We start from the raw sequence: 26,468 nt of genomic DNA, 5'->3' as shown, positions 1-26,468 counted from the left end.
TATGTCTGTAAGAATTATTTGATTATCGGCAATGTTGCCAACACAGGAGCTAAAATGAAGCGTATCTTTTTGTTAATTGCGACCAACCTAGCCGTTTTGCTAGTGGCCTCAATTGTAATGTCTATTCTAGGGGTTAACACTTCGACAATGAGTGGACTATTAGTGTTTGCTGCCATTTTTGGTTTTGGTGGCGCATTTATCAGTTTAGCTATTTCTAAGTGGATGGCTAAAAAGACTATGGGTTGTGAGGTGATCACTCAGCCTCGTGACAATACTGAACGTTGGTTAGTCGAAACCGTTGCGCGCCAAGCTGAGCAAGCGGGAATCAAAATGCCAGAAGTGGCTATTTATCAGTCACCTGAAATGAATGCTTTTGCAACCGGACCAAGTAAAGATAACTCGTTGGTTGCTGTAAGCTCTGGTTTGCTTTATGGCATGACTCAAGATGAAATTGAAGGTGTATTGGCTCACGAAGTTAGCCACGTTGCTAATGGTGATATGGTGACCTTAACCTTGATTCAAGGTGTCGTGAATACCTTTGTTATTTTTGCTGCACGTGTTGTTGCGGGCATTATTAATAACGTGGTTGCGAGTAATGACGAAGAAGGTGAAGGCCTTGGCATGTTCGCTTACATGGCCGTCGTGTTTGTTCTTGATATGCTATTTGGTATTTTAGCCTCTATGATTGTGGCTTACTTCTCTCGTATTCGTGAGTTTAAAGCCGACGAAGGCGCAGCTCGCCTTGCGGGTAAAAGCAAAATGATTGCAGCACTAGAGCGTTTAAAGTCTGGCCCAGAAACCGGTGCGATGCCTGCTCAAATGTCTGCACTTGGCATTAATGGTAAGCGTTCAATGGCGGAATTGATGATGAGTCACCCACCATTAGAAAAACGTATTGCAGCCTTAAGAAACAGCTAATATAGCTTTGTTTAACAGCTATGCCTGATACAGCAGTGAGTGAAAACGGTGATTAATTAACCCTCTTTTAAACTCAAGGTTGTCAATATAAAACGTACATGTTCTGACGAATGTGTACGTTTTTTTATGTTTTATTGCCTATCTTTTTTGCCAAGACAAACACAAGGTCTACCCCTAAAGAGGTATTTAAATGTGTTATTTTTCAATAAGATGCGCAAACATGGTGCGGTCTGTTGCACTTATGTTGCGCAAAAATCACCACCAAACTAGGGCAAACTTACAGAAAGTCTTTATTATTCATAGTTATATATTTTTGGCACGTTAGTTGCGACACCTGTAGTCATTATTGAGATAAAGATATAGGTGTTGTAATGGCAGTTTTTCAATCAAGTTGTGCATATTGTGGGGTGGGTTGTGGTTTAACAATTAATCACGGCTCGTCATCAAACACGTCACAGGATATGTCACCACAACTTGATGAAGTGCAGAACTCTTTCACACTGGCAGGGGATGAGTCACACCCCGCTAACTTTGGTCGTTTATGCGCGAAAGGTGAGCGTTTATTAGAAAGTTTACCGCAACCAACTACCCTTAGATATCCAAGGCTTTCCTCTGGAAAAGTAGTCGATTGGGATGATGCTACTCAGCTAATTGCCGAAAAATTTATTGAAACTCGTGAAAAATATGGCCCGAATTCTGTTGCCTTGTATTTATCTGGTCAATTGCTCACTGAAGATTATTATGTGGCTAATAAATTTGCTAAAGGCTACTTACAAACAGCGAATGTAGACACTAATTCACGTCTTTGTATGTCATCAGCAGTTAGTGCTATGCAAAGATCATTTGGTGAAGATGTGGTGCCGGGCTGTTATGAAGACCTAGAACAAGCGGAAGTTATCGTATTAATTGGCGCCAATACCGCATGGACTCATCCGGTGTTATTTCAACGTATTTTAGCGGCAAAAAAGACCAACAATTGTCAGCTGGTGGTTATTGACCCAATTAACACCGCTACGGCTAAACAAGCAGACCTTCATTTAGCGATTAACCCTGGAGCAGACTTAAGTTTATTTAGCGGTTTATTGGGATATTTAGCCGATAACGATAAATTAAACCCATCCTATATAGAGGCGCACACTGAAGGGTTTGATAAGGTCATTAAACCCGCTCAAAAACTCAGCGCAAATTTGCCTCTTCTAGCCAAGCGTACCGGTATTAAATTAGCCTTACTCGAGCAGTTTTTTGAATTATTTGCGAGTAAATCTAAAGTGCTTACGGCATCTTGTCAGGGGGTTAATCAATCCATTATTGGCACGGATTGTACCAACGCCATTATCAACTGTCATTTAGCACTTGGGCAAATTGGCCAAGTGGGTAGTGGCTTCTTTTCGTTAACGGGCCAACCTAATGCCATGGGCGGAAGAGAAGTGGGTGGGTTAGCCACACAACTTGCAAGCCATATGGGTTTTAGCCCTCAAGAAAGACAATTACTTACAGCGTTTTGGGGCTGTGATGACGTTGCTAAAGACAAAGGTTTAACTGCTGTCGAGATGTTTGATGCGGTTGCCGATGGCACTATTAAGGCTATTTGGATCATGGCAACTAACCCTGCAGTATCGTTACCTAATAGCGATAAAGTGGCCAAGGCGCTAGCAGATTGTCCATTTGTGGTGGTGTCTGAAGTTATTCCTGATACCGACACGGCTAAATTAGCGGATGTACTTTTACCCGCGCAGGGCTGGTCAGAAAAATGCGGTACGGTCACCAATAGTGAGCGCACCATTACCCGCCAACGTGGTTTTACAGCGCCTAAAGGACAATCTAAACCTGACTGGTGGGCCATTAGCCAAGTGGCGACTAAAATGGGCTTTAGTGGTTTTGACTTTGAAGATAATGCTGCGGTTTTTAAAGAGCATGCTCAACTTTCTGCAAAAGTCTGCCAAACATTTCCTCAGAAGAAGTTTAATCTTGCCGGTCTAGCAAACCTTTCTAAAGCTCAATACGATGCGTTACTTCCTACACAATGGCCTGTTACAGATGCCAAACAAATTGGTCAGCAACATACACGGGTATTTACTGATGGTGAGTTTGCAACGCCATCAGCTAAAGCACAATTTGTTGCGGCTGAATCCATAGATGTTGAACCGATTGTGTATGACTCAAATGCCACAGGATTAATGGCGCAAGCCTCTGTGTTATTGCTCAATAGTGGTCGTAGCCGTGATCAGTGGCATACCATGACACGTACAGGGCATATTGCCAGCCTTCGTGCCAGTGTTCCTGAGCCATTATTAGTTATCAACCCGACTCAGTTAACTATTTTAGGCTTGTATGACTCACAATTAGTGAAAATTAAATCGGCTAGTTCGGCGGCCGAATCTTCAAACGCGTTTACTGCAGCAAGAGTTAAGATTGATGCCGATGTACCAGTGAATTTGGCATTTATGTCAATGCATTGGTCAAAGCAATTTTCATTGACCAGTGGAGTGAACCAAGCCATCAGCGCCGAGGTTGATCCAGTATCAAAACAACCCGGCTTTAAGTGCCAACCTGTTGCTTTATCGCCATTGTATTTGTCATTACAAGGTGTGGTTTTTGGTTTACATGATGACAGTGCACAAGGCTTATGTTGGCATGTGCCTCAAACATTATCTAATGAGGTGTGTCACCATATTGCCTTTGAACATGAGCAAGATGGATTTGCCTATCAAGCGACTCCGCATTCCATAAAATGGACCTTAAGCCTGACGACAGAAATATGTGCCGACCAACTATTACACATTCAATGCAACCTTGAAAAAGGCAGGTTAACGTCGTTAAAAATCTTATCTGACAAACCTGTACAAGTGGCTCTTGAACCTATGAATGCCTTTATTGGTGAGGCATTTGACAGCCAGTTATTAAAACAAATTCATGCTCAAATTCGGGCTGGTAATAGCCCGCTTGTATGCGCTTGTACGGGTGTAAGTGAAGCAGACATCAGCAACGAATTAAGCCAGCATTTTGATAATCAAATGATGCAAAGCGGCATTGATCAGCTCGACTTTAATGCTGCATTAGATAATACCCAATCAGCTTTAGGTTGTGGCCGCCAGTGTGGTAGCTGTAACAGTGAGGTTAAACAATGTGCAACAACGATTTGGCAAGATGCGTTGTCTTTTGTTGTTGAACAAGCTGCACCACAATCCGATTCAGCCAAAGAGGACGTTGCATAATGAATAATGTCAAAACACTTATTGATACAAAGCAATCCAGTGCAGCAAATTCAAGCGAACTTCAAGCTGGGGAAGTTGCCATTGTTGGCGCTGGGTGTGGCCAATTAGATTTAATGACAATAAAAGCTGCACGGGTCGTTTCTCAAGCTGATGCTTTAGTTTATGACAGTTTAGTCAGTAGCGATATTTTGACTCTGGTAGATGCCGATTGTCAGCGACATTTTGTGGGTAAACGTTGTGGCCAGCCCAGCACAAAGCAAGAAGATATTAATGCACTGTTATGCGAGTTAGCTCAGCAAGGTTTGAAAGTAGTACGGTTAAAAGGTGGTGACCCACATATTTTTGGCCGCGGCAGCGAAGAAGCTTTGTACTTGGCGCAGAGAGGTATTAAGTCATTGTTTTATGCGGGTGTCACAGCGGCCTTAGGCAGCGCTTCTAGTACCGGTATTCCATTAACATTTAGAGGGTTAGCCAGAAGCGTTACCTTAATTACCGGCACAAAAATGACTGATGCAGACAGTGCTTACGCCCCAGCGCAATGGCAAGCCCTGTTAGCCGCACAATCTACACTAGTGTTTTATATGGGCAAAGAGCAAGCCAGCCGTATATCTACAGGATTGATGTCAGAGCAGTGTTCGTCTGAGTTGCCGGTTGCCTTTGTCACTAATGGTGGTCGTGCTAACCAAATTGTCACCTATTCAACGGTTGCAGAGATGAGCCAAACGGCTTTAACCATTAAAGATTCTGGCCCAACGCTGATTATCATTGGTGAAGTGGTGTCTATTGGTCAACAGTTAGCACAACTATTAAGCGATATTGATTACTCATCAGCTCATTATAATCACATGGTTCGTGAGGTTGAGTATGCCTAAGATTGGTGAGCTCACATTAACGTCAGTAGACGAATTTGATTTTCGGCTATTGATAAAAGCCCTTGGCAAAGGTGAAAAAGGTTCGCGCAGTTTAACTTTTGCCGAAGCTAGCTTGTTAATACAAGGGTTTGCTCAAGGCAAGGTGACTCAAGTTCAAATGGCCAGTGCTATGATGTTAATGCGAGTACGTGGTGAAACTGTTGATGAAGTAGCAGGCGTTGTAGCAGGCCTTAAACAGTCAGTATCTGCCCAGTGGGCGTCATTAACGGTAGATATTGATTGGCCCGTATTTGCGGGTAAACGTGAGCAGTTACCCTGGTTATTGCTGGTGGCAAAATTACTGGCAAATAATGGCATTAAAATATTATTACATGGCGATAGCTTGGCATTACCCCATCGTCGTCATGTGGAGTCTTGTATTGGTGCATTAAATATTACTCGTTGTTTCAACGCTGAAGATGCGCAGCAAGCGCTAGATGATGCCAATATTGTTTATGTGCATGCTGGTGATATGCTAAATGTATTAGATGAGTGTCGTTTATTGCATCAAGAGTTAGGTTTACGCAGCATTATTCAAACGGCTTCTCGTTGCGTTAATCCGGCAAACGCTCCCATCAGTCTTCGCAGTTATTTTCATCCTGGTTTAGACAACATTCATCAGCAGGTTGCTGAGAAACTGTTTCGACACCAACATCAACACCTGCAACATCAGCAAGGCATTGTAGGCATTTTCAAGGGCTTACAAGGTGAAACCGAAATAAATCCTAGAGTCACCACTACAGTAAAGTTTGTTAAGTCAGCTGCAGAATCCCTTAGTTGTGGTGATTTTAGTTTAGATACCTCTTTAGAGGCATTTTCTGGTGCAAAAGTGGGCCAAGCAGACTTGTCAGCCGATGTGCTTGCACTACTTTGGTCAGAAATAGAACCTGATAAATCAACTCAACTATTGCAGTTAATGTCTGCGCCTATGATTGCTCAGGCGGTAAAAAGTATTGAGTCTACATTAGCATTAATATTGCGTTTAGAGCGTGAGTTATTAGCTAAGCAACCATTAACTGACATAGCTGAAGCGTCACAGCAGGTGTGGGCGAATAGGTTAAATCCACAAGCGATATTTCAACAGTTGCAGTCTTTATCCCATGCAGAATTTATTAACATATCCCACTCAGGTAACAAGGAGCAGATATGCGCAGTTTAATTATTTGTGAATCAAGTTTTAGCCAAAGAACAGCAGAAGCTAACAGGCTAATTGAATATCAGAATGCGCTTTGTTCAATGGGTGAGGCGATGGTGATGACATCGTTAAGTCAAGTTGAACGTTGTAAGCAGCTGGCTGAGTTTGATGTAGTGATTGTGATGTGCGATGAACTTTCACCGCATATGACAGGGTTTATTTTACGCATATTTGAGGCGGCGCCGCAGGCGATGATTGTAAATGCCAGCCATTGGCAGCAAACACAATTAGAACGATTACTTTGTTGTGGTCGTATTACATTTGTGCCAGAAAAAATGGCCGCTAACCGTATCACCAGCTTAGTGAATTTAGCCCAGGCTCGGTTTGATGCAGCAAATAAAAGTATTGCTGAATTCAAAAAGTTAGATGATGAAATAAAAGGGCTCAAATTGTTAAGTCAGGCAAAGCTCATTGTGATGCAGCAAGGCTTCACTGAAGAAAAAGCCCATAAAATTATACAGCAGCAAGCAATGCAAAAAGGCATAACAATGGCACAAATGTCGGCACAAATTATTGCGGTTATGTCGACTAACTCGCCTGCTGAATCTTGTTCAACAAAGGGCATGCTAGATAATGGTGCGCATCAGATTGGTGCAAAGCCGTCTACTTTGAGTCTATATAGATAATCTAAAACAATTCTTTTGTTGTAATGTACTGTTTTATATTGAAATTAAAAAAATAAATCATAGTAAATGTTGGCACAAGCTGTGCATTCATTAAGCTAATAGAAAATTAAATTAAAAATCCGGGTTTTATTATGGCATTGGCGCCAACTCCTTAAAGGGAGTTGGCGCCTTTTTGCTTTTTAAAACCCAGCATGGAGGTGTCGAGTATGGCAGTCACAAAACCTAAGTTAGTGGTCGTTGGTAATGGCATGGTGGGCCATCACTTTATTGAACAATTGTGCGGTCTTGGACTAAACAAGCAATTTGATGTGCATGTATTTGGTGAAGAGCCACGTCCTGCATACGATAGAGTGCAATTATCTAAGTATTTTGAAACAGGTAGTGCTGAGCCATTAATGTTAACAAGTGCTCAAGATTATGCTGATTGGGGTATTACTTTGCACTTGAACTCTCAGGTGACCAATATTGATACCGCAACCAAAACATTGGTAACCGCTGCTGGTGATGAGTATCAATATGACCGTTTAGTCTTATCTACCGGTTCATTCCCGTTTGTGCCTCCGATTCAAGGTAATGACCGTGCCCAATGCTTGGTTTATCGCACCATTGAAGATTTAGAAGCTATTCAAGCCTCTGCAGCTAATAGTAAAGTAGGTGTTGTTGTAGGTGGCGGCTTACTGGGGCTTGAAGCGGCAAACGCTATGAAGCAGTTAGGGGTGAAAACCCACGTTGTTGAGTTTGCTCCTCAGTTAATGCCAGTACAGTTAAATGATAAAGCCGGTGAGTTATTGTGCAGCAAGATTGAAGAGCTAGGGGTAAGTGTCCATACCTCTAAAGCCACTACCGCTATTATTGATGGCGAATCTGCGCTGCATCGTATGACCTTTAATGATGATACCTTCCTAGAAACCGATATGATTGTATTTTCGGCAGGTATTCGCCCGCAAGATGCATTAGCCCGTGTTGCTGGAATTAATATTGGCGAACGTGGCGGGATTCAAATTGACAACTACTGCCTAACGTCTGCGCCAGATGTTTATGCCATTGGTGAGTGTGCCTTATGGGAGCAAAAAATCTTTGGTTTAGTTGCCCCAGGTTACCAAATGGCCAGAGTTGCAGCTTCTCATATTGCTTCTGCGGTATCTGATGTGAAGCCCAGTGCATTCGTTGGTGCAGATATGAGCACCAAATTAAAATTATTAGGGGTGGATGTTGCTGCCATTGGCGCTAGCCGTGGTTTTGATAACGCCCAGTTTGTTGAATTGTCTGATAACCAAACCGGTATTTACAAAAAACTATGGTTAGACGAAAGTGGTCAATTTTTAAAAGGTGCCGTATTAGTCGGGGATAACAGCGATTATAACCGTTTGTTAGATTTGTATTTATCTCAAGATGAAATTGCAGGTTCTGCAGTTGAATTATTACTTGCAGGTGCTGAATCAGAAGCTGACTTAAAAGACACCTCTATTGTATGCTCATGTCACCAAGTCACTAAAGGTGACATTGTTGAAGCGGTTAAAGCGGGTAATCATAAAATGGCTGAAATTAAGTCATGTACCCGCGCTGCCTCTGGTTGTGGTGGTTGTGCGCCATTAGTGCAAAAAATTATTGATCAAACATTACAAGCTGAAGGTTTAGACTTTAATGCGGGTATTTGTGCTCACTTTGACCATGACAGACAAGCCTTATATCACTTATGCCAAGTGGAAGGCATTGAAGACTTTGATACCTTAATAACTAAACATGGTAAACCATCTGAGCAAGGTCATACCTATGGTTGTGATATCTGTAAACCTGCAGCAGCATCTATTTTTGCTAGCTTGAAAAACCACTATGTTTTAAATCAAGACAAAGGCCATGTGCAGTTACAAGATACCAATGATGCCTTCTTAGGTAATATTCAAAAAGACGGTACATATTCAATTGTCCCTCGTGTTGCGGGTGGCGAAATTACCCCAGCTAAGTTGATAGCCATGGGCGAAATTGCCCAAGAATATGACCTGTATACCAAAATTACCGGTGGCCAACGTATTGATATGTTTGGCGCTAAATTATCTGAATTACCTGAAATTTGGAAAAAGCTAATCGATGCTGGCTTCGAAACGGGTCATGCTTATGGTAAGTCGTTACGTACGGTTAAATCCTGTGTCGGTAGTACTTGGTGTCGTTACGGGGTGCAAGACTCTGTTGGCTTAGCCATTGATTTAGAAAATCGTTACAAAGGACTGCGCAGCCCGCATAAATTGAAGTTTGCGGTATCGGGTTGTACCCGCGAGTGTGCCGAAGCGCAAAGTAAAGATATAGGTATTATTGCTTCAGATAAAGGTTGGAACTTATTTGTTGCGGGTAATGGCGGTATGCGTCCTCGCCATGGTGATTTATTTGCTACCGATTTAACCACCGAAGAACTTTACCTATACATAGACAGAATTTTGATGTTCTACGTTAAAACTGCCGATAAATTACAGCGTACTTCAACTTGGATGGATTCGTTAGAAGGTGGCCTAGCTTATTTACAGTCAGTGGTGATTGACGATGCATTAGGGCTCAATGCCGAGCTTGAACAGCAAATGAATGAAGTGGTTGCCGCGTATCAATGTGAGTGGAAAACCAGTCTTGAACAGCCAGAATATTTGGCTCGTTTTAATGAATTTATTAACCCAGACGCTGCGCCTGAAAGCGATGATAGTGGTTATCAACGAATCCGCGATCAACGCTTCCCTGCTATTAAAGATGCAGGCGCGGGCAACATCGCTATTCGCGATATTACAGATGAGCAAAGCACAACAAATTCTGAGGAGGTAGTAGCATGAGCTGGGTAAACGTAGGTGACGAGAAAAATTTACCACAAGGTACAGGTATTGCTGCTTGGGTTGCAGGTAAAGCGGTAGCAATTTTTAATCTAGGTAAAGATGGCTTATTTGCTCTAGAAAATACTGACCCTGTCACTGGTGTAGGGGTATTAGCTCGCGGGCTTATTTGTGAGATGGAAGGGGAGCTATGTGTCGCTTCTCCTATCTACAAGCAACACTACAGCCTAACGACAGGTAAATGTATAGAAGATGCCAATCTGCAAGCTACACCATTTGAAGTTAAAACAGAGCAAGGCCAAGTATTTGTGCTGGCCAAGGGGTAATACGTCGCTATGAGTGCAGATAAATTTAAGCTTTTTTCATTTAGCGGAAAAATGAAAGTATTACACCTAAGCTGGATGGCTTTTTTCATCACTTTTGTGGTGTGGTTTAACGCCGCACCATTAGTGAGTGTTATTGCCGACAGCTTGGGCTTAACCAAATCACAAATCAAAACCTTGCTGATTTTAAACGTAGCGCTCACCATTCCAGCACGTATCATTATTGGTATGGTGACCGACAAATACGGCCCAAGATTAACGTACTCGGTGTTGTTAGCGGTTTGTTCTATACCGTGTTTTATGTTTGCGGTAGCGGATAGTTTTGAGCAATTAGCATTAGCACGCTTTTTAATTGGCTTTATTGGTGCTGGTTTTGTGATTGGTATTCGTATTGTTAGTGAGTGGTTTCCAGCAAAAGAGTTAGGCACTGCCGAGGGTATTTATGGTGGCTGGGGTAACTTTGGTTCAGCTGCTGCGGCATTTTCTTTGCCTGCTATTGCGTTAGCTTTTGGTGGTGAAAATGGTTGGCGTTTTGCCATTGGCTTAACAGGCTTAATGAGCTTATTGTTTGCTTTTGTGTATTACTTTAATGTGTCTGATACACCAAAAGGGTCTACCTACTTTAAACCTAAAAAAGCTGGTGGCTTAGAGGTCACTAGCAAAAAAGATTTTGTGCTGCTAATTATCATGAAAATCCCTATGTATGCCACGTTGGCTTTACTGGCTTGGAAATTATCGCCTGCCGGTGTCAGCATGTTTACCCAGCAAACAACCTTGTTGATATATGCCGCATTAGTGTTGGTGTTTTGTGTTGATTTTTATCAGACCTACCAAGTGAATAAGCACGTATTTGTGGCAGAAGTACCTGAATTTGAACGTTATGAATTCAAACAAGTGGCGGTACTGAATATTTTATATTTCACCACTTTTGGTTCTGAATTAGCAGTGGTGTCTATGTTGCCTTTATTTTTTGCCGAAACTTTCGGTTTAGGTATGGCACAAGCGGGTATGGTTGCCTCTAGTTACGCCTTTATGAATTTAATGTCGCGTCCAGGTGGCGGTTGGTTAAGTGACCGATTTGGCCGTAAAGTTACCTTGTTAATTTTAACCGCAGGCTTGGCTATTGGTTATTTCTCGGTGGCGCAAATTGACTCAAGCTGGGGATTACCCATTGCTGTGGTTGTGGTGATGGCATGTTCATTCTTCGTCCAAGGTGGTGAGGGTGCGGTATTTGCTGCAGTGCCTTTAATTAAACGTCGTTTAACAGGGCAAATTGCTGGCATGACAGGTGCTTATGGTAATGTAGGTGCGGTGTTCTTTTTAACCGTTTACTCTATAGTCTCTACCCAAACTTTCTTTTACGTTATTGCCACTAGTGCGGTATTTGGTTTTATTACCTTGTTATTTATGGCAGAGCCAAAAGGCCATATTGCAGAAGTAAATGAACAAGGTGAGGTGACTTTAATTAGCGTAAGCTAGTGTGTTATTTGGCGCCTTTAAAACAGCGAGGCTAAGACCTCGCTATTTTCGTCATTGGATATATGAATATGCAAACATCATCTGTTTTACAAGACTCACCTAAAAATGCCGCTTTGGTAGAAGAGGCATTGGTGACTAATGTAACCAATCCATTAACGATTCATGTAGGTCAAGCGTCAGAAAAAGGCCGTAAACAAGCTAATGAGGATGCCATAGGGATTCGAATCCCTTCTGGGTTGATGTTGTCTACTAAGGGCATAGTCTCGGTGATCAGTGATGGTGTCAGTACCGCAGAAAGTGGTGCACAAGCTTCGGCTATCAGTGTCAGTAACTTTATAAGTGACTATTACTCCACTCCAGATACTTGGGGAGTGCAAACCTCGTGTAATAAGGTGTTGACCGCCTTAAATCGCTGGTTATACGGCTTAGGCCAAGATTATCGCGATGCCCGTAGAGGATATGTTTGTACGTTATCTGCTTTAGTTTTTAAGTCTTGTACTGCCCATATGCTGCATGTGGGTGATTCGCGTGTGTACCGTTTAAGAGCGGGTGAGTTGGTTAAGCTAAGTCGCGATCACAGCACTACGGTAAGTGAAAGTAAGCATTATCTAACCCGTGCTTTGGGGATGGACGTTAAACTTGATGTTGATTACAAGTCAGTAGCACTTGAAGTGGGAGATATATTTTTACTCACCACAGATGGCATTCATGATGTGTTAACTGACTATGAACTGGGCCGAAGTTTAACCAAGTATATTGAAAAACACCCACAATTAACTGATGAACAATGTGAGCAGTTTTGCCTGCAGTTAATTGATACTGCGTTAAATGCACAAAGTAATGATAATTTAAGTGTCCAACTGCTGTATGTGGCTGCGTTGCCTACACAAGACATTGGCGATGTTTATCAAAAGCTTTCCAGTAAACCATTTCCCCCTCCGCTAGATGTGGGAATGAAGCTTGATGGTTATCAAGTAACCCATATTATTCATCAGTCGCAGCGCAGTCAGGTTTATCGTGTTATTAACGAAGCTGGCAGTGCATTTTGTATGAAAACGCCCTCGGTGAACTATATAGACGATGCCGCCTATATTGAACGCTTTATGCTTGAAAGCTGGGTAGGGAATCGGATTAATAACAATTATGTCGTCAAAGTGGCAGAGCATAATAGGCCTAAATCAGCCTTGTATTACTTAACTGAGTTTTTAGATGGGGTGAGTTTAGCTGAATGGTTAACCCAGCATAAAAAGGCCGCTGTTGAAGAGGTTATTCGTTTAGTTAAGCAGATTGAATTAGGCATAAGGGCGTTTCATCGTCGCGAAACCCTGCATCAAGATTTAAAACCAGACAATATTTTTGTCACTAAGCAAGGCAATATTAAGATTATCGATTTTGGTTCCTGTTATATCAAAGGCATTGCTGAAATTACTACGCCATTAACCCGCGATAATATTTTAGGTACAGCAGATTACACCGCGCCAGAAGTGATTCTGGGTTATCAAGCCGATGGCCGTGCAGATTTGTTTTCGTTGGCGGTGATCACCTTTGAAATGTTAGCCGGTGAGTTACCTTTTAAAGGACAATTGTGTAAATGTCACACTCGACAAGACTTTTTAGCCATAGAGTACATTAGTGTTAATAAGCTAAACCCTATGGTGCCCGAGTGGATTGATGCGGTGTTGAAAAAAGCCATGAGTATTGAGGCCTCCTTTAGACAAGCCGACAGCTGTGAGTTTATTCACCAATTAACCACTCCACAGCCGAATAAAGTCAGTAAAACCACTGTGCCAATTATTGATAAAGACCCAGTTAAATTTTGGCAGGTTGTATCAATTATGCTGTTTATTGCATTGGTCGCTTCTCTGGTTACTGGATAAACTTAATGTGAACTTATAGGCAGGGAGTCAAATCTCTGCCTGAAGTTAATCAATTAAAAATCCCGCCTCACTGGTTGAACAAAAAAACATCAACTAAAATGAGTTAGACAGTCACTTAGATCATGGCTACCAATCTGTGTCTGCTTAACGATTGTGTAGTACAAAAGTATAACTTTAAGTACATAAGCACCCATTAGGCTAATTGTTATGCATTGATTGGCTTGATACAGTTGTTAAAGCTTAAACAGTTTAAGCTCTACTTTAAGAGCAAATTACATGGAGTGTTATATGTTTAAAGTTGCAAACTGGATGATCGTTTCTAGGTCAACCTTATTGATAGATTTGCTTGATTGCCGGTGGCCGCAAGAGTTTTTGGTGAAATTAGTGAGTGCTCAACCTAGCACTATGGCTAAAACGCTTGAACAACATGAAAATTCATTAGTGATATTTGATCTTGCGACCATTGATCTTCAGCAGGCTTATCAACTGCAAAGATGCATAGATCGTGAATATAGTGACGTGAAAACAGTATTTATCAATTTTCCTAAACAAATGGATGCTAAGTTTCTAATTCATTGTGCGATTACCTCAGGAGTGTTTTATTCTGATGCTAACTTGGCTGAAATTAGCACAGGGTTAACAAAAATCCTCAAAGGCGGCAGTGTTATACCTCAAGAACTGTACAAAAGCGTTCAAAATGATACCGACGAAGAAGATCAATTGACGATTCGTGAAAGAGAAGTATTACAAGCTTTATTGTCAGGAAGTACTAACTTAGATATTGCGAATCAGTTGTTTGTCAGTGAGTCGACCATTAAAACTCACTTATATCGGGCATTTAGAAAAATAGGGGTATCTAGCAGAGGCCAAGCCATTGCATGGGCACAAACTCATATGCATGAGGTGGTTGTTTAACGCAATTTTTAGCCCCCAACATTGGGTATTGGGGGCAAAATAATTGCTTAATCTAACCAAATTGCGGCTTTTTGCTCATCAATAATTGTTAATACCGCAGTGTCTTTTTCAGCAGATTTAACAGGCAGTAATCCTTTCATTAGTTCATCACGTCTAAACCAATGTAATTCAACTTGTTCACCAACACTGTAGTCTTGCAATAGCTGTTCAAACTTAGCCGTTACTTGTAAATTATCAGCCGCAATTAATACATCACCGGCACTTAAGCCGCTTTGATGTGCAGGGCTATCTTGCGCAACGGTAAGGATTTTAAGCCCTATGCCTTCTACTTTGTATTTGGCACCAAAGCCAATGTCATAACCGTTAACACTATCACCGCCAGTGTCTGTCATACCTTGACTAGATCTAAAGCTTAATTGTACGCCAACTTGTTCTAACAAAGGTGCTAAAGGCAAGTCTTGGGTGTTATACAAATAACTGAAAAGGTCATCACATGGTCGGTTTAAAATGGATTCAACAATACGTTGGTGGCTGGTTTTGTCGGTACCGATTTCAGTGAGTCCATATTGCTGCCAAAGTTGCTGCATTACGTTATCTAAGCTTTTGACTCCCTGAGTTTCAAGGCGAATGGTTAAGTCTAAATACAGGGCAAATAACGCCCCTTTAGTGTAATAACTGACGATTGCATTGGCGGCGTTTTCATCTTGTTTATAGAATTTTGTCCAAGCATTAAAGCTAGATGAAGTTAGGCTTTGTTTAAATCGACCTTTGCCACGATAAACGCGGGTCATGGTTTCACTCAATAATGTCAAATAGCTTTGTTTATCAACACAGCCACTGCGGTAAGTTAAAAAGTCATCAAAGTATGAGGTGATACCTTCATAAGCCCAAAGTTGTTGAGTGTAGCTTTCTTGAGATAAATCGAACGGGGTAAACTCTGCTGGCTTTATACGTTTTACATTCCAACTGTGGAAATATTCATGGCTACAAAGTGACAAGTAGGTGCGGTAGCCTTTACTGACTTCAGCCGTTTCTGATTTCGGTAAATCGTTTCTAGAACACATTAATGCTGTTGACGATTTATGCTCTAATCCGCCAAAGCCATTATCGAGCACGGTGGTCATAAACACATAACGCTCAAATGGTGCTGGGGGGCCAAATAGCTGTATTTGATATTCGCAAATGGCAGTTAAATCTTTTTTCAATCTAGCCATACAGGCTCGATGCTTGCCGCTGAGCACGATGTCATGTGGCACTCCTGCCGCCATAAAAGTGTCAATGGTGAGGTCGCCCATTTCGACAGGGTGATCAATTAAATCTTGATAATTAGACGCTTCAAATTCACCGAAACCAAATTGCTCGCCCGACGTTCTATTCATGCTGGTGGCAAGTTTCCATTCAGATAGCGCCTCTTCTGCGGGCGGCGCAATGGTAACTCGTTGCGGTAAGTGTTCTAGGCCTTTAGCCGCTAAAAAGACAGAACTCCCATTGAAGAAACCATGATTTGTGTCTAAATGTGCGGTGCGGACTGACAAGTCCCAAGCATAGACTTGATAGCAAATGGTAATGCAAGCTCCTTGGTTGTTAACTCGCCATGTTTGCTTGTCTAACTGTTCAAAAGATAAAGCATTTTGCTGTTCATCATAAAACTGAATATCAATAATGTTTTTGGCAAAGTCTCGAATCATATAACTGCCCGGCAACCAGGCAGGTAAACTAAATATTTGTTGTGGCGCAGCGTTAGTTAATGATGCTTTGATGGAGAATAAATGGGCTTTGGGATCAGAAGCATAAATATGATGATGCATAACGTGTCCATTAAGTCTGGGTAAGAAAGCAAACATGCTGCCAAAAATGTGTTGTTTAAGCAATCAACCAGCACTAAAAACCCTTAATCAGCATTATAATTTCTGAAAAATAAGATAAACTTAACCAAACGATTCAGTGAAGAACAACAAGGACAATAACATGGCCGAAGAAACAATTTTTAGCAAAATAATCCGCCGAGAGATTGAGGCCGATATTTTGTATCAGGATGAATTAGTCACTGCATTTAGCGACATTGCACCTCAAGCACCGACTCATATTTTGATTATTCCAAACCATTTAATTGCCACGGCAAATGATGTTAAAGCCTCAGATGAGTTAGCGTTGGGCCGTATGATGACGGTTGCAGCAAAATTAGCAGCAGAAGCAGGTATAGCTGAAGATGGTTATAGATTAATCATGAATTGTAATAAGCATGGTGGACAAGAGGTCTACCATATCCATCTTCATTTAGTGGGCGGTAAACCACTTGGCCCTATGTTGAGTAAAGGCTAATGCAATTCAATCCAGATTTTTTCCCATTAACAGACGTTGCTAAGCGGTTTGTTAATCAGCTAGCCCAATGCCGACGTTTAAATATTTCAGTGCAAGAGGCTAGCGAACATCATGTATTGGTGAAGTTGCCCTATAGTGAAGACATTATTGGTTATCCTGATACTGGGGTTATTCACGGCGGGGTGATCACTACCCTTATTGACACCACTTGTGGTTCGGCGGTGGTGTGTGCCATTTTGAACAAGTACCAGTCGCTTGAAATATCTCCTACACTGGACTTAAGAGTCGATTACATGAAGCCCGCTGAGCCAAATAAAGCGGTTTATGCGTTTGCTGAGTGTTATCGGTTATCATCAACGGTCGCGTTTACTCGTGCTATTGCTTATCAAGATAGTATTGATGAGCCTATTGCTCATGCCGTAGGTTCATTTATGCGTATCAGTCCAGAAATGGTGGGTGAAGAGTTTCGCCAAGCGTTAATGGGTAATCAGCCACCTATTAATCATATCGATGAGCCAGAAACATCACTAAATGTGCCTCAAGCTAATAATGTTGAGCCTCAATCTATTGATGTGCAAAATGTCGTAAAGCGTGCCATTGAATTAAATGATTATTCTTATTTATTAGATAAAGTGCCTTATTCACAATTTATTGGCATGTCTGTTTCACGCTTTGGTGATGAAATGGTGTTTAAGCTACCCGCTAAAGATGGCAACATTGGTAACCCTGTTTTACCTGCAATTCATGGAGGGGTGATTGCTGGGTTTATGGAAATGTCAGCCATTGTGCAGCTAATGGTATTTATGCAAGCCAATAAAGTACCTAAAATTGTTGATTTTTCAATTGATTACTTGCGTGCCGGCTTGCACAAAGACACCTTTGCAGAATGTAAAATTACCCGTCAAGGACGCAGGGTTGCTAATGTCAGTATTAACTGTTGGCAAACCAACAGAAAGCAGTTAATTGCAACGGCTCGCGCCCACTTTTTAATTGAATAATTAAGGACTTATTATGAAACAGCTTGCGTGTATTATGTTTACTGCGGCAATGCTACTAGGCGGTTGTGCTAACCACACTGCGGGTATTGCGGTGAATTCTCAAGGTGAAGTCAGAGTCGATAATAATACTTTTGCTAGAGAAGTCTCTGTGAGTAATGTCAATGCTCGCCAGTCGGCTGACTTATTACAAGGCGCAGCGCAAATCAACAGTTTAGTGGCCACAGACTTACGCTTACAATATAAGTTTACTTGGTATGACGCTGCGGGTTTTACCATTGAAGATGAAGCGAGCAGTTGGAAAGCGTTAAAGTTGCATGGTAAACAACAAATACAAGTGTCTGGGGTAGCTCCAAACGCCAATGCCAGCCGATTTGAAGTTTACGTCAGAAAAGCTTTTTCTAACTAAGTCTTTGTATACAAATCAGTTGAGCCGAGCTGGAGAATAGTATGCTTCACTTGGGTTTTACTATCGATGTATCAACAAGCCAAGCGGTTGCTTGGCTTTTTATTGGCAAAAAGTCCGCCTTTTGCCTGTTACAAAATTAAAATTAATATATAATCGACGCCGCCAAGGGGTGTTCACCTACTGCTAACGTTATTTTAACGTTACTTGTGGTGAACTGAGACATTTAAATATGAACCCTTAGAACCTGATCCGGCTAATACCGGCGTAGGAATGGGCTACTTCGATTTCATGGACGTGCACTTCTTTATCGCTATCTGCCGGATCTCAAAATTTATATTTGAGGTCCTATGTATTCTTTAAAATCAAATCAATCAATTTTTTCATCCTCCACGATCGCGCTGGCAATCTCTTCTGTGCTTTATGCTAGTTCGGCCTCAGCGGCTAATGAACTTGTTACTACAGAAACTCCAGAAACTGAAAAAATGGAAGTGATTGTTGTTAATGCTGACTTTAGTAATATTAGTTTAGACAAAATGCCTTCTAGTGTGACGGTGATTGATGCTCAGCAAATTGAAGATGAAGGTGCACAGCACTTTGAAGATATTCTAAATGGTATTGCTAACTTTAATTGGTCTGGTGGCAGTTCTAGACCCAAATACTTCCAAATTCGTGGTGTAGGTGAGCAAGAGCAATACCAAGGTGCGCCAAATTCGTCTGTTGGCTTTATTGTTGACGACATCGACTTATCGGGTTTAGGTATGGTGTCGAGCATGTATGATATGCAACAAGTTGAAGTATTAAGGGGGCCACAAGGGACTCAATACGGTGCTAATGCGTTAGCAGGGCTTATTTATTTAAAAAGTAATGACCCAACCGATACCTTTGAACATGGGTTAGAAGCAAGCCTTGGTGATGATGACTTACAAAGCTTTGCTGGTTTTAGCTCTGGCCCAATAACCGATAGTGGCAAATTGCTTTACCGTGTCTCACTAGAAAAACACAATCAAAATGGCTTTCGAAATAATACCTACTTAGGTCGAGATGACACCAATAAGCGTGACGAGTTTACCGCTCGCGCTAAATTACGTTGGTATGCTACTGATGATTTACAGGCTGATTTAACCTTATTACATGCTAACTATGACAATGGTTATGATGTTTGGACATTAGATAACAACGGCTTTGACACCCTAACTGACCAACCTGGCGTTGATAATCAAAAAACCACTGGCGCAGGGCTAAAGTTTACCTACACAGGGGCTGAAAACTTTGTGTTAACCTCATTAACGTCGTTTGCTCAAACAGATCATGAACACGCCTATGACGGTGACTGGGCTAATCCTGAGTACTGGGAAGGAAAAACCTGTAACGAATATGACGAAGACTGGAACGTTATTGGTTCTGAACCTTGTGTTTATGATTATATTTGGGACAAAGAAGGTCAGCGTAAAACCGTATCTCAAGAGTTCCGCTTTTCATCGACTCAAGCCAGTAAACTATTCAATGATACAACAGAATGGTTAGTGGGGGTTTACGCATTGAATTTGAGAGAAGACAATGACTTATATTCAGAATATAACACTTGGCCTGATGAAGTTTTACAGTCTGAGTATGAAGCCACAAATTATGCTATTTTTGGCCAATTAGATAGCCAACTAGGCAATGACTATTTATTATCAACTGGGATTCGTTTTGAACGTCGTGATAGTGAGTACTCAGACTCAAACGGTGATTATTTTAAGCCTTCTGAAAGCATGTGGGGTGGTCATATTGCCTTGTCTAAAACGATTAATACGGATCACAATGCCTACGTTAAAGTAGCTCGCGGTTATAAAGCGGGTGGCTTTAATATGACCCTACCGCCAGAGTTAAGCGATAAAAAAGAGTTCGATACTGAAACTCTGTATAACTATGAGTTTGGTATTAAGTCATCTTGGTTAAATGGCAATGTAGACAGTAACTTTGCGCTGTTTTATATGGACAGACAAGATCAGCAAGTTGCGGCTTCTATTCAAGACCCTGTAAACCCACAACGTTTCCTATTATTTACTGAAAATGCCGGAAGTTCGAGCAATTACGGTGCTGAATTAGATGCGAACTGGTATGCCACCGAAAACATTCAGGTATATGGTAGCCTTGGTTGGTTAGAAACAGAATATGGTGAATACACCTACAATGATAAATACGGTAATCCGGTTGACCTGTCTGGACGTGAATTAGCCCACTCGCCTAACTTTACTTACAGCTTGGGTATGACCTATTTTGCAGACTCTGGCTGGTTTGTTAATGTCAATGCCAACGGTAAAAGTGATTTTTATTACTCAGACAGTAATGAATCAAAGTCTGAGCCTTACACCTTGGTTAATGCTCGTGTAGGCTATGAAACTCAAACTTGGTCAGCTTATATTTGGGGACGCAATGTACTTGATGAAAAATACGGCGTACGAGGCTTTTACTTTGGAAACGAACCTGATTTAGATTGGGCTGATAAGCAATATATCCGCTATGGCGATCCGCGTCAGGTGGGTATTACGTTTGATTATAAATTTATGTAATTTTCGCTCGGTGTGACACTGAGCTTTAAGCAGGGAAGCGCTAACTAATCGCGACACCATAACAGAGGTGTCGCAATTTACTTTAAGGTAGCAATATGAAGTTAACTGCAGAAATAAGCATGTATCCATTTAACGAAAACTATTTAGACCCCATTAAATGGTTTATTGGTCGAGTGGATAGTTATAACAATATTGAACGCGTTACTAACGCAATGGCGACACAAGTGTGTGGTGAGTATGAAGATGTTATGTCTATGCTTGCGATAGAAATGAAAGCCGCCCATGAAAAATGGGGTAAAGCGGTTTTTGTATGTAAGTTTATTGGCGGTGAATTGAACCTAGCTCATTCTGAGTAATCATTGTCATGATGGAACTAACAGAATCATTTCAACAAATTATTAATGAAGTCGGAGTAATGACTTTTTGGGAAGCCATTGCTGTAGTGTTGGCCATTGCTTATTTAGCATTAGCAATGCGTACCAATATTTGGTGTTGGGCAGCGGCCTTTGCCAGCACCGCTATTTATACCGTGTTATTTTGGAAAGTGTCGTTATTAATGGAGTCGTTACTTAACATCTATTACATGGCGATGGCAGTGTATGGTTATTGGTTGTGGATGCAACAACCTAAAGACGGTAAAGAGCATCACATCAATGACGCTGGGTCACCTATTATTAGTTGGTCGCTCAATACCCATGTACTATTGATTACCTTTACGGCTGTTATTTCCATTATTGTCGGTTATGTTATGGCAAACTTTACTCAAGCTTCATTTCCATATCTTGACTCTGCTACCACCTGTTTTGCAGTGATGACCACCTATTTAGTGGCTAAAAAGGTGCTTGAAAATTGGTTTTATTGGGTCGTCATTAATACCTTGTCTATTTACCTTTATTTTCAAAAAGGATTAATGCTAACCACGGCGTTATTTGTCATGTATGTGGTGATGGCGTTGGTCGGGTATTTCATGTGGCGAAAAGCTTGGTTGGCAGAAGATCAATCACGAAGTTCTGTTACCACTGCGATGCGCAATGCGTAACAATTTGAAAACATACCCGGTATTTACCGCATTACCCGATGCGGTAAATACCTTGCTTAGTGAGCAACTACCGTCAACGCTTTATCAACATTTAGTCTCTTATTGTCAAAAAATAGAGTGCTTAACCGAAGGGTTAAGTAATCAAAACTTTGTATTGTACTGCCCGACAGCAACCTCCATAACTGATTTTCCGCAAGCGTTTGTGTTACGAGTGAATGATAATCAGGCCAGTTGGTGTCACCGAGAAGACGAAGTTTTTGCATGGCAACAAGCTGCTGCACAGAATATTGCCCCGCGTTTGTATTTTCATAGCCAAGGCTTTGAAGTGTACTTGAGCCAATACATCCAACAAGATACACAATGGCAGCAGTATTATCAGGAGTATGGGGCAAAAACGTATAGAAAACAGACACTAAGTTTGTTTTCTAGCACCACAAAACCCGTTGATTTATTGCTGAGCTTATTAACACAGCTAGGGCAATTGCCACTGCCTCAAAAGCATGTTTGTTATCAACAACAATGGCAACAGTATCAACATACATTAGCGGATTATTACCAGTCTATTGTGCAGCACGCACCCATTGATAACGTCGGTGGAGACAAGTCAAATCATCAAGATGACTGGCTAAAGTGCTATCAAAAACTGCAACAGATAACACCACACTGTCTTTTATGGTTTAAGGCGTTGGATGCATGCTTACTGCATCTCAGTTTTTGCCATCGAGATTTGACGCCATTTAATGTATTACTTCAATCAATCAACCCCATAGATGTTGCTTCAAACGAAACTATTGATACACAAGCCCTTGTATGTATTGATTTTGAATATTCTGCCGCCAGTCATCCTTTATTCGATTTAGCGACGATTATAGCGACCCATCAATTGTCTGCAGAGCAAGTTAACTATTTAAAAAGCCGCTATTTTAATTGGCAATTTAATCAACCGACACCTAAATTAACGACTGAAGCCATTGAATGTGTAGATCACGCTGTTAATTGTTATTGGGTATTTGCCTGTATGTGGACGTTATTGATAGCATCAAAGGGGCGCTTTGAATATCTTGATTATTTTGAACACTATTTTGAGCTAATTGATTTATCGTCAATCTAGCCTCTGTTGTAATAGGGGTTTTAGGTTAGTGATTGTTAGCCAAGCTAGGGTTAGAAAATGATGGATAGTTTGAAATTAAATACGCAGTGTTCAGGTCTTTTGAGTTAAGTACACTATGATTAGCTAGCAACGGCGAATTAAACGCGCGAATCATAAATGGGTTAATTTCAAAGGACATGTCATGCAAAAACTTTTCTCCCTCTACCAAAGTTTATTACAAAAGCTTACTTACTTTGACGGTTTAGCGCCGCTAGCATTAAGAGTTTATCTTGCCCCCGTGCTTATTCAAGCTGGCTATAATAAGTTGTCGCATTTTGAAGATACTGCCGCATGGTTTGGTAACCCCGATTGGGGCTTAGGCTTACCTATGCCTGAATTAATGACGGCACTTGCAGCCGGAACAGAATTCGTTGGGGGCATACTATTACTTATTGGTTTGGCGACTCGGTTTGTTGCTATTCCTATGATGGTAACCATGTTAGTTGCGGCTTTTGCTGTACATTGGGATAAAGGCTGGTTGGCGATAGCCGATTCAAGCTCATGGTTAGCCAATGAAAACGTGATTGAGGCGGGTGAAAAGCTGGCGGCGGCTAAAACAATATTACAGCAACACGGCAATTATGAGTGGCTAACAAGCTCAGGTAATTTTGTGATTCTAAATAATGGTATTGAGTTTGCTGTGACTTACTTTGTTATGCTGCTAGCGTTATTATTCTTAGGCGGTGGACGTTACTTTAGCCTTGATTACTATGTTCATGCACGTTTAAGTAAAAGCTGAATAGGCTAATTTCATTCAACGACACCGTTAATTTTTTATCAAAATATCCCACTAAACTAGTGGGATATTTGTTATTATTCCAAAAAAATAACAAAGGATAAGACATTGAAAGCCACTGAATTATTACTGACTCGTCAATCTAGCCCAAGATTGACCACCCCAGGCCCAACGGCGGAACAAGTTGAATTTATTTTAAATGCCGGGGCTCGTGTACCTGATCATGCCGCATTAACACCTTGGGAGTTTATTATTGCTCAAGATGAAGGGTTAGGGCGTTTAGCAGATATATTTGTTGAAGCCGCAAAACTTAAACAATGTGATGAAGCTATGATAGAAAAAGCGTCAAAAATGCCTTTTAGAGCACCGATGGTGATCACCGTTGTAGCTAAAACTCAACAACACCCTAAAGTCCCTGTTTTTGAACAACACCTTGCAGCAGGTTGTGCCACTATGGCGATGCAACAAGCCGCTTTTACGCTTGGGTTAGGTGCGGTTTGGCGTACAGGAGACTTTGCATTTGATAGTCAGGTTCATAAAGGATTAGGTTTAGGGGAAGAAGATCAAATTATTGGATTTTTGTATATCGGCACACCAACACTAACTGCACCAATTAAACCGTTAAAACCCGGTAAGCAATTTAGCCGTTATTTATAACGGCTCTGCTTCAAATAGTTGAATAAGCAGCTTATTCTAACGACTCTAGTGGTAGAAGGTTTTGATACACGTAATAGCCTAATGGCCCCATTAACAGACTGACTCCGCCCCAAAACCAGCGTTTTATATTGCTAATGTGGGCGGTTGTGGTTAATGCTCGGTAGCAAAACATTATGTGTAGTAAAAACAAGCCTATAAGTAACAAGGCTAGTGTTATATCCATATAGTTCATGTCATTTTTCCTTTGCGTTTAGCAATGACTGTATTAAGCGTAATAGATAATTTGCAATATGCAGCTAAATTAAGCAAATATCCATCAAAATGTTGACTTATTGTCAGTTTTATTAATTTTTTAGATTTGTCAGCTGTTTTTTATCCAGCCATAACGGGTATTTTGTCATTACTTGCCCAAAAAGTTGACTATTAACTAACTTTAAAAGCCAGTTAATAACGTTAGGGTAGTGACTATTATTGAACCACTTAGGATCAACATTGGCAAACTGCCTGATAAACGGAAAAATGGCAAAATCTGCAAAGGTTGGGCTAGCGGCAAATAGATACTCATTTTCAAGCAGCTTATCTTCTAATTGTTGAATAAAAGCTTCGGCTTGTAATCGATACTCAGTTTGACTCATTTGTGGGTGCCTATCGGCATATTTATATTTATCTAACCAACCTTTAAATTCTTCATCATGGCGTTTTATTAGCTCATTGGCGCTAGCGTTTTCAATGCTTTGTAGCAGAACTTGATACTGTGCTTGAGTTAAGTATTCGCAATTAGGATTGGGATGCTGTAATAAACTAAATCGCATGATGTTTAAGCTTTCATCAATCACATCGTCACCATTGACCAAAACTGGAACTGTCCCTTTAGGGGATACAGCAAGCATTTCACTGGGTTTATTTTTCAGTTCAATTTCACGTATCTGTGGATTCAGTTGGCTCAAATGTAGTGCAAGTCTTGCGCGCATTGCATAAGGACAACGACGAAAGCTGTATAAAACCATGTAGATGTTCCATTTTGATGAGTTTAGGTGAGACATTACAAAGTGAGATATTAACAACTCAGCGATATATACTCAACGTAAGTAGTTAAATTTCAGATATTTTTGTCGATTTAAGCCTTATGTTCATTACTCGCTAAATATCTTGTAGGCTCGATTAACTGCAACAATAAAAACTGTTTTTACTGTGTGATTTAGGTATAATTCCCGCCATTTTTTAGAGGTTGGTCACTTTTGGCCTGCCTATGCACTGGAAGTTAAGTTCCAGCCAGCGGAGATAATATGTCTAAAATTACCAAAAATATTCGTCAAGTTGAGCCTAATAATACATCGGCTGTAGAAAATGTTGTCGTATGTGCGCTTTACAAATTTGTATCGTTAACGCATTTTGAATCACTTCGTGAGCCTTTATTAGCGGTGATGGAACAACATGATGTAAAAGGGACCTTGCTGCTTGCGAGTGAGGGAATTAATGGTACGGTTGCAGGTAGCCACGCTGCAATTGATGCGCTGTTGGCTTGGTTAGATAACCAACCCGGTTTAGATAATATTGTTACTAAACTGTCTTTTGACGCAGCAATGCCGTTTTACCGCACCAAAGTTAAATTAAAGAAAGAAATTGTCACCATGGGTGTGGAAGGTATCGACCCGCGTAAAGTCGTTGGGACCTATGTAAAACCAAAAGATTGGAATGCGTTAATTTCAGATCCAGATGTGCTTCTTGTCGACACCCGTAATGACTATGAAGTTCAAATTGGTACTTTTGAACATGCAGTAAACCCTGTCACAGAAACATTCCGTGAATTCCCTAAGTATGTGAAAGAAAACCTCGACCCTAACAAGCACAAAAAGGTAGCCATGTTTTGTACTGGTGGCATACGTTGTGAAAAATCGACTGCTTACTTAAAAGAGCAAGGTTTTGAAGAGGTGTATCACTTAGAAGGGGGAATTTTAAAATACCTTGAAGAAGTCGAGCCGCAAGAAAGTTTGTGGAAAGGTGAATGTTTTGTATTTGATAACCGTGTTGCGGTGAATCATGCTTTAGAAAAAGGCCAGTATGATCAGTGTAATGCCTGTAGAATGCCCATTACAGAAGCTGAAAAACAGTCGCCAGCTTATGTGCAAGGCGTAAGTTGTCCGCACTGTATTGATAAAATTTCAGATGAACAGCGCCAACGCTTTATTGAGCGTGAACGACAAGTACAACTTGCTAAGCAACGTGGTGAGGCCCATATTGGCAGCGATGTTAAGCAGGTTATGGAAAAAAGAAGACAACAAAAATTGGCTCAGAAGGTTAAAGACGACAATCAACACTAGTTGTTTAAAATGAGT

At 41.1% G+C, this 26,468-nt stretch carries 23 protein-coding genes and 1 riboswitch; of the genes, 20 read left to right on the top strand and 3 right to left on the bottom strand.

Annotated features, from left to right (window positions below; translation table 11 throughout):
* Positions 1-54: 54 nt before the first annotated feature.
* From htpX to L2672_RS16625, 10 genes are all read left to right on the top strand, one after another.
* On the top strand, positions 55-918 hold the full coding sequence (gene htpX / locus L2672_RS16670; protein ID WP_248996980.1) for a protease HtpX: 864 nt from the start codon (positions 55-57) through the stop codon (positions 916-918).
* 371 nt (positions 919-1,289) lie between these two features.
* Complete coding sequence (locus tag L2672_RS16665) at positions 1,290-4,133, top strand: nitrate reductase (RefSeq protein ID WP_248996979.1); 2,844 nt, start codon at positions 1,290-1,292, stop codon at positions 4,131-4,133.
* Positions 4,133-5,005 (top strand): uroporphyrinogen-III C-methyltransferase, encoded by an 873-nt coding sequence (cobA, locus tag L2672_RS16660; RefSeq protein WP_248996978.1) that lies wholly within the window; start codon positions 4,133-4,135, stop codon positions 5,003-5,005. Before L2672_RS16665 ends, cobA begins: the two co-directional genes overlap by 1 nt.
* The gene (locus tag L2672_RS16655) at positions 4,998-6,203 is read left to right on the top strand and encodes a glycosyl transferase (protein ID WP_248996977.1); all 1,206 of its coding nucleotides are present in this window, start codon (positions 4,998-5,000) and stop codon (positions 6,201-6,203) included. Before cobA ends, L2672_RS16655 begins: the two co-directional genes overlap by 8 nt.
* Positions 6,191-6,865 (top strand): ANTAR domain-containing response regulator, encoded by a 675-nt coding sequence (locus tag L2672_RS16650; protein WP_248996976.1) that lies wholly within the window; start codon positions 6,191-6,193, stop codon positions 6,863-6,865. The genes L2672_RS16655 and L2672_RS16650 overlap by 13 nt, the downstream gene beginning before the upstream one ends.
* 206 nt (positions 6,866-7,071) lie before the next feature.
* Positions 7,072-9,678 (top strand): nitrite reductase large subunit NirB, encoded by a 2,607-nt coding sequence (gene nirB, locus L2672_RS16645; protein WP_248996975.1) that lies wholly within the window; start codon positions 7,072-7,074, stop codon positions 9,676-9,678.
* Positions 9,675-10,001, top strand: coding sequence for a nitrite reductase small subunit NirD (gene nirD / locus L2672_RS16640; RefSeq protein WP_248996974.1), 327 nt, complete (start codon positions 9,675-9,677; stop codon positions 9,999-10,001). The genes nirB and nirD overlap by 4 nt, the downstream gene beginning before the upstream one ends.
* A 9-nt stretch (positions 10,002-10,010) precedes the next feature.
* Complete coding sequence (locus tag L2672_RS16635) at positions 10,011-11,477, top strand: NarK family nitrate/nitrite MFS transporter (RefSeq protein ID WP_248996973.1); 1,467 nt, start codon at positions 10,011-10,013, stop codon at positions 11,475-11,477.
* Positions 11,478-11,545: 68 nt separating this feature from the next.
* On the top strand, positions 11,546-13,354 hold the full coding sequence (locus L2672_RS16630) for a bifunctional protein-serine/threonine kinase/phosphatase (RefSeq protein WP_248996972.1): 1,809 nt from the start codon (positions 11,546-11,548) through the stop codon (positions 13,352-13,354).
* A gap of 288 nt (positions 13,355-13,642) precedes the next feature.
* Positions 13,643-14,269, top strand: a complete 627-nt coding sequence (locus tag L2672_RS16625) for a LuxR C-terminal-related transcriptional regulator (RefSeq protein WP_248996971.1) — start codon at positions 13,643-13,645, stop codon at positions 14,267-14,269.
* 47 nt (positions 14,270-14,316) lie between these two features.
* Here the strand turns inward: L2672_RS16625 and L2672_RS16620 are convergent, their stop codons facing one another.
* Positions 14,317-16,077 carry a M61 family metallopeptidase gene (locus L2672_RS16620; protein WP_248996970.1) on the bottom strand — a complete coding sequence of 587 codons (1,761 nt, stop codon included), beginning with the start codon at positions 16,075-16,077 and terminating at the stop codon, positions 14,317-14,319.
* Positions 16,078-16,237: 160 nt separating this feature from the next.
* On the opposite strand from L2672_RS16620, the gene hinT reads away from it, so the two are divergent.
* From hinT to L2672_RS16575, 9 genes are all read left to right on the top strand, one after another.
* Positions 16,238-16,591 (top strand): purine nucleoside phosphoramidase, encoded by a 354-nt coding sequence (gene hinT, locus L2672_RS16615; RefSeq protein ID WP_248996969.1) that lies wholly within the window; start codon positions 16,238-16,240, stop codon positions 16,589-16,591.
* Entirely contained in the window at positions 16,591-17,589 is a 999-nt protein-coding gene (locus L2672_RS16610) for a PaaI family thioesterase (RefSeq protein WP_248996968.1), read from the top strand. Before hinT ends, L2672_RS16610 begins: the two co-directional genes overlap by 1 nt.
* Before the next feature lie 13 nt (positions 17,590-17,602).
* Positions 17,603-17,995 carry a YcfL family putative periplasmic lipoprotein gene (locus tag L2672_RS16605; protein WP_248996967.1) on the top strand — a complete coding sequence of 131 codons (393 nt, stop codon included), beginning with the start codon at positions 17,603-17,605 and terminating at the stop codon, positions 17,993-17,995.
* 155 nt (positions 17,996-18,150) lie between these two features.
* A riboswitch (TPP riboswitch) is annotated at positions 18,151-18,283 on the top strand.
* Between the two features lie 59 nt (positions 18,284-18,342).
* Positions 18,343-20,550 (top strand): TonB-dependent receptor, encoded by a 2,208-nt coding sequence (locus L2672_RS16600; RefSeq protein WP_248996966.1) that lies wholly within the window; start codon positions 18,343-18,345, stop codon positions 20,548-20,550.
* A gap of 95 nt (positions 20,551-20,645) precedes the next feature.
* Positions 20,646-20,906 carry a hypothetical protein gene (locus L2672_RS16595; RefSeq protein WP_248996965.1) on the top strand — a complete coding sequence of 87 codons (261 nt, stop codon included), beginning with the start codon at positions 20,646-20,648 and terminating at the stop codon, positions 20,904-20,906.
* An 8-nt stretch (positions 20,907-20,914) separates the two neighbouring features.
* On the top strand, positions 20,915-21,589 hold the full coding sequence (gene pnuC, locus L2672_RS16590; RefSeq protein ID WP_248996964.1) for a nicotinamide riboside transporter PnuC: 675 nt from the start codon (positions 20,915-20,917) through the stop codon (positions 21,587-21,589).
* Positions 21,582-22,700 (top strand): phosphotransferase, encoded by a 1,119-nt coding sequence (locus L2672_RS16585; RefSeq protein ID WP_248996963.1) that lies wholly within the window; start codon positions 21,582-21,584, stop codon positions 22,698-22,700. The genes pnuC and L2672_RS16585 overlap by 8 nt, the downstream gene beginning before the upstream one ends.
* A 181-nt stretch (positions 22,701-22,881) precedes the next feature.
* Positions 22,882-23,478, top strand: a complete 597-nt coding sequence (locus L2672_RS16580; protein ID WP_248996962.1) for an HvfX family Cu-binding RiPP maturation protein — start codon at positions 22,882-22,884, stop codon at positions 23,476-23,478.
* Between the two features lie 105 nt (positions 23,479-23,583).
* Complete coding sequence (locus tag L2672_RS16575) at positions 23,584-24,132, top strand: NAD(P)H nitroreductase (RefSeq protein WP_248996961.1); 549 nt, start codon at positions 23,584-23,586, stop codon at positions 24,130-24,132.
* A gap of 31 nt (positions 24,133-24,163) precedes the next feature.
* Here L2672_RS16575 and L2672_RS16570 read toward each other — a convergent pair whose 3' ends face one another.
* Together L2672_RS16570 and L2672_RS16565 are read right to left on the bottom strand one after the other, a co-directional pair.
* The gene (locus L2672_RS16570; protein ID WP_248996960.1) at positions 24,164-24,364 is read right to left on the bottom strand and encodes a hypothetical protein; all 201 of its coding nucleotides are present in this window, start codon (positions 24,362-24,364) and stop codon (positions 24,164-24,166) included.
* 112 nt (positions 24,365-24,476) lie between these two features.
* Positions 24,477-25,139, bottom strand: a complete 663-nt coding sequence (locus L2672_RS16565; protein ID WP_248996959.1) for a glutathione S-transferase — start codon at positions 25,137-25,139, stop codon at positions 24,477-24,479.
* A gap of 279 nt (positions 25,140-25,418) precedes the next feature.
* On the opposite strand from L2672_RS16565, the gene trhO reads away from it, so the two are divergent.
* Positions 25,419-26,453 carry an oxygen-dependent tRNA uridine(34) hydroxylase TrhO gene (trhO, locus tag L2672_RS16560; protein WP_248996958.1) on the top strand — a complete coding sequence of 345 codons (1,035 nt, stop codon included), beginning with the start codon at positions 25,419-25,421 and terminating at the stop codon, positions 26,451-26,453.
* Positions 26,454-26,468 lie beyond the last annotated feature (15 nt).

Origin of the sequence: Shewanella gaetbuli (assembly GCF_023284065.1) — a bacterium.
Classification (GTDB): domain Bacteria; phylum Pseudomonadota; class Gammaproteobacteria; order Enterobacterales; family Shewanellaceae; genus Shewanella; species Shewanella gaetbuli.
Note: the sequence above shows the minus strand (reverse complement) of the source record. Positions and strands in the feature narration are given on the sequence as shown.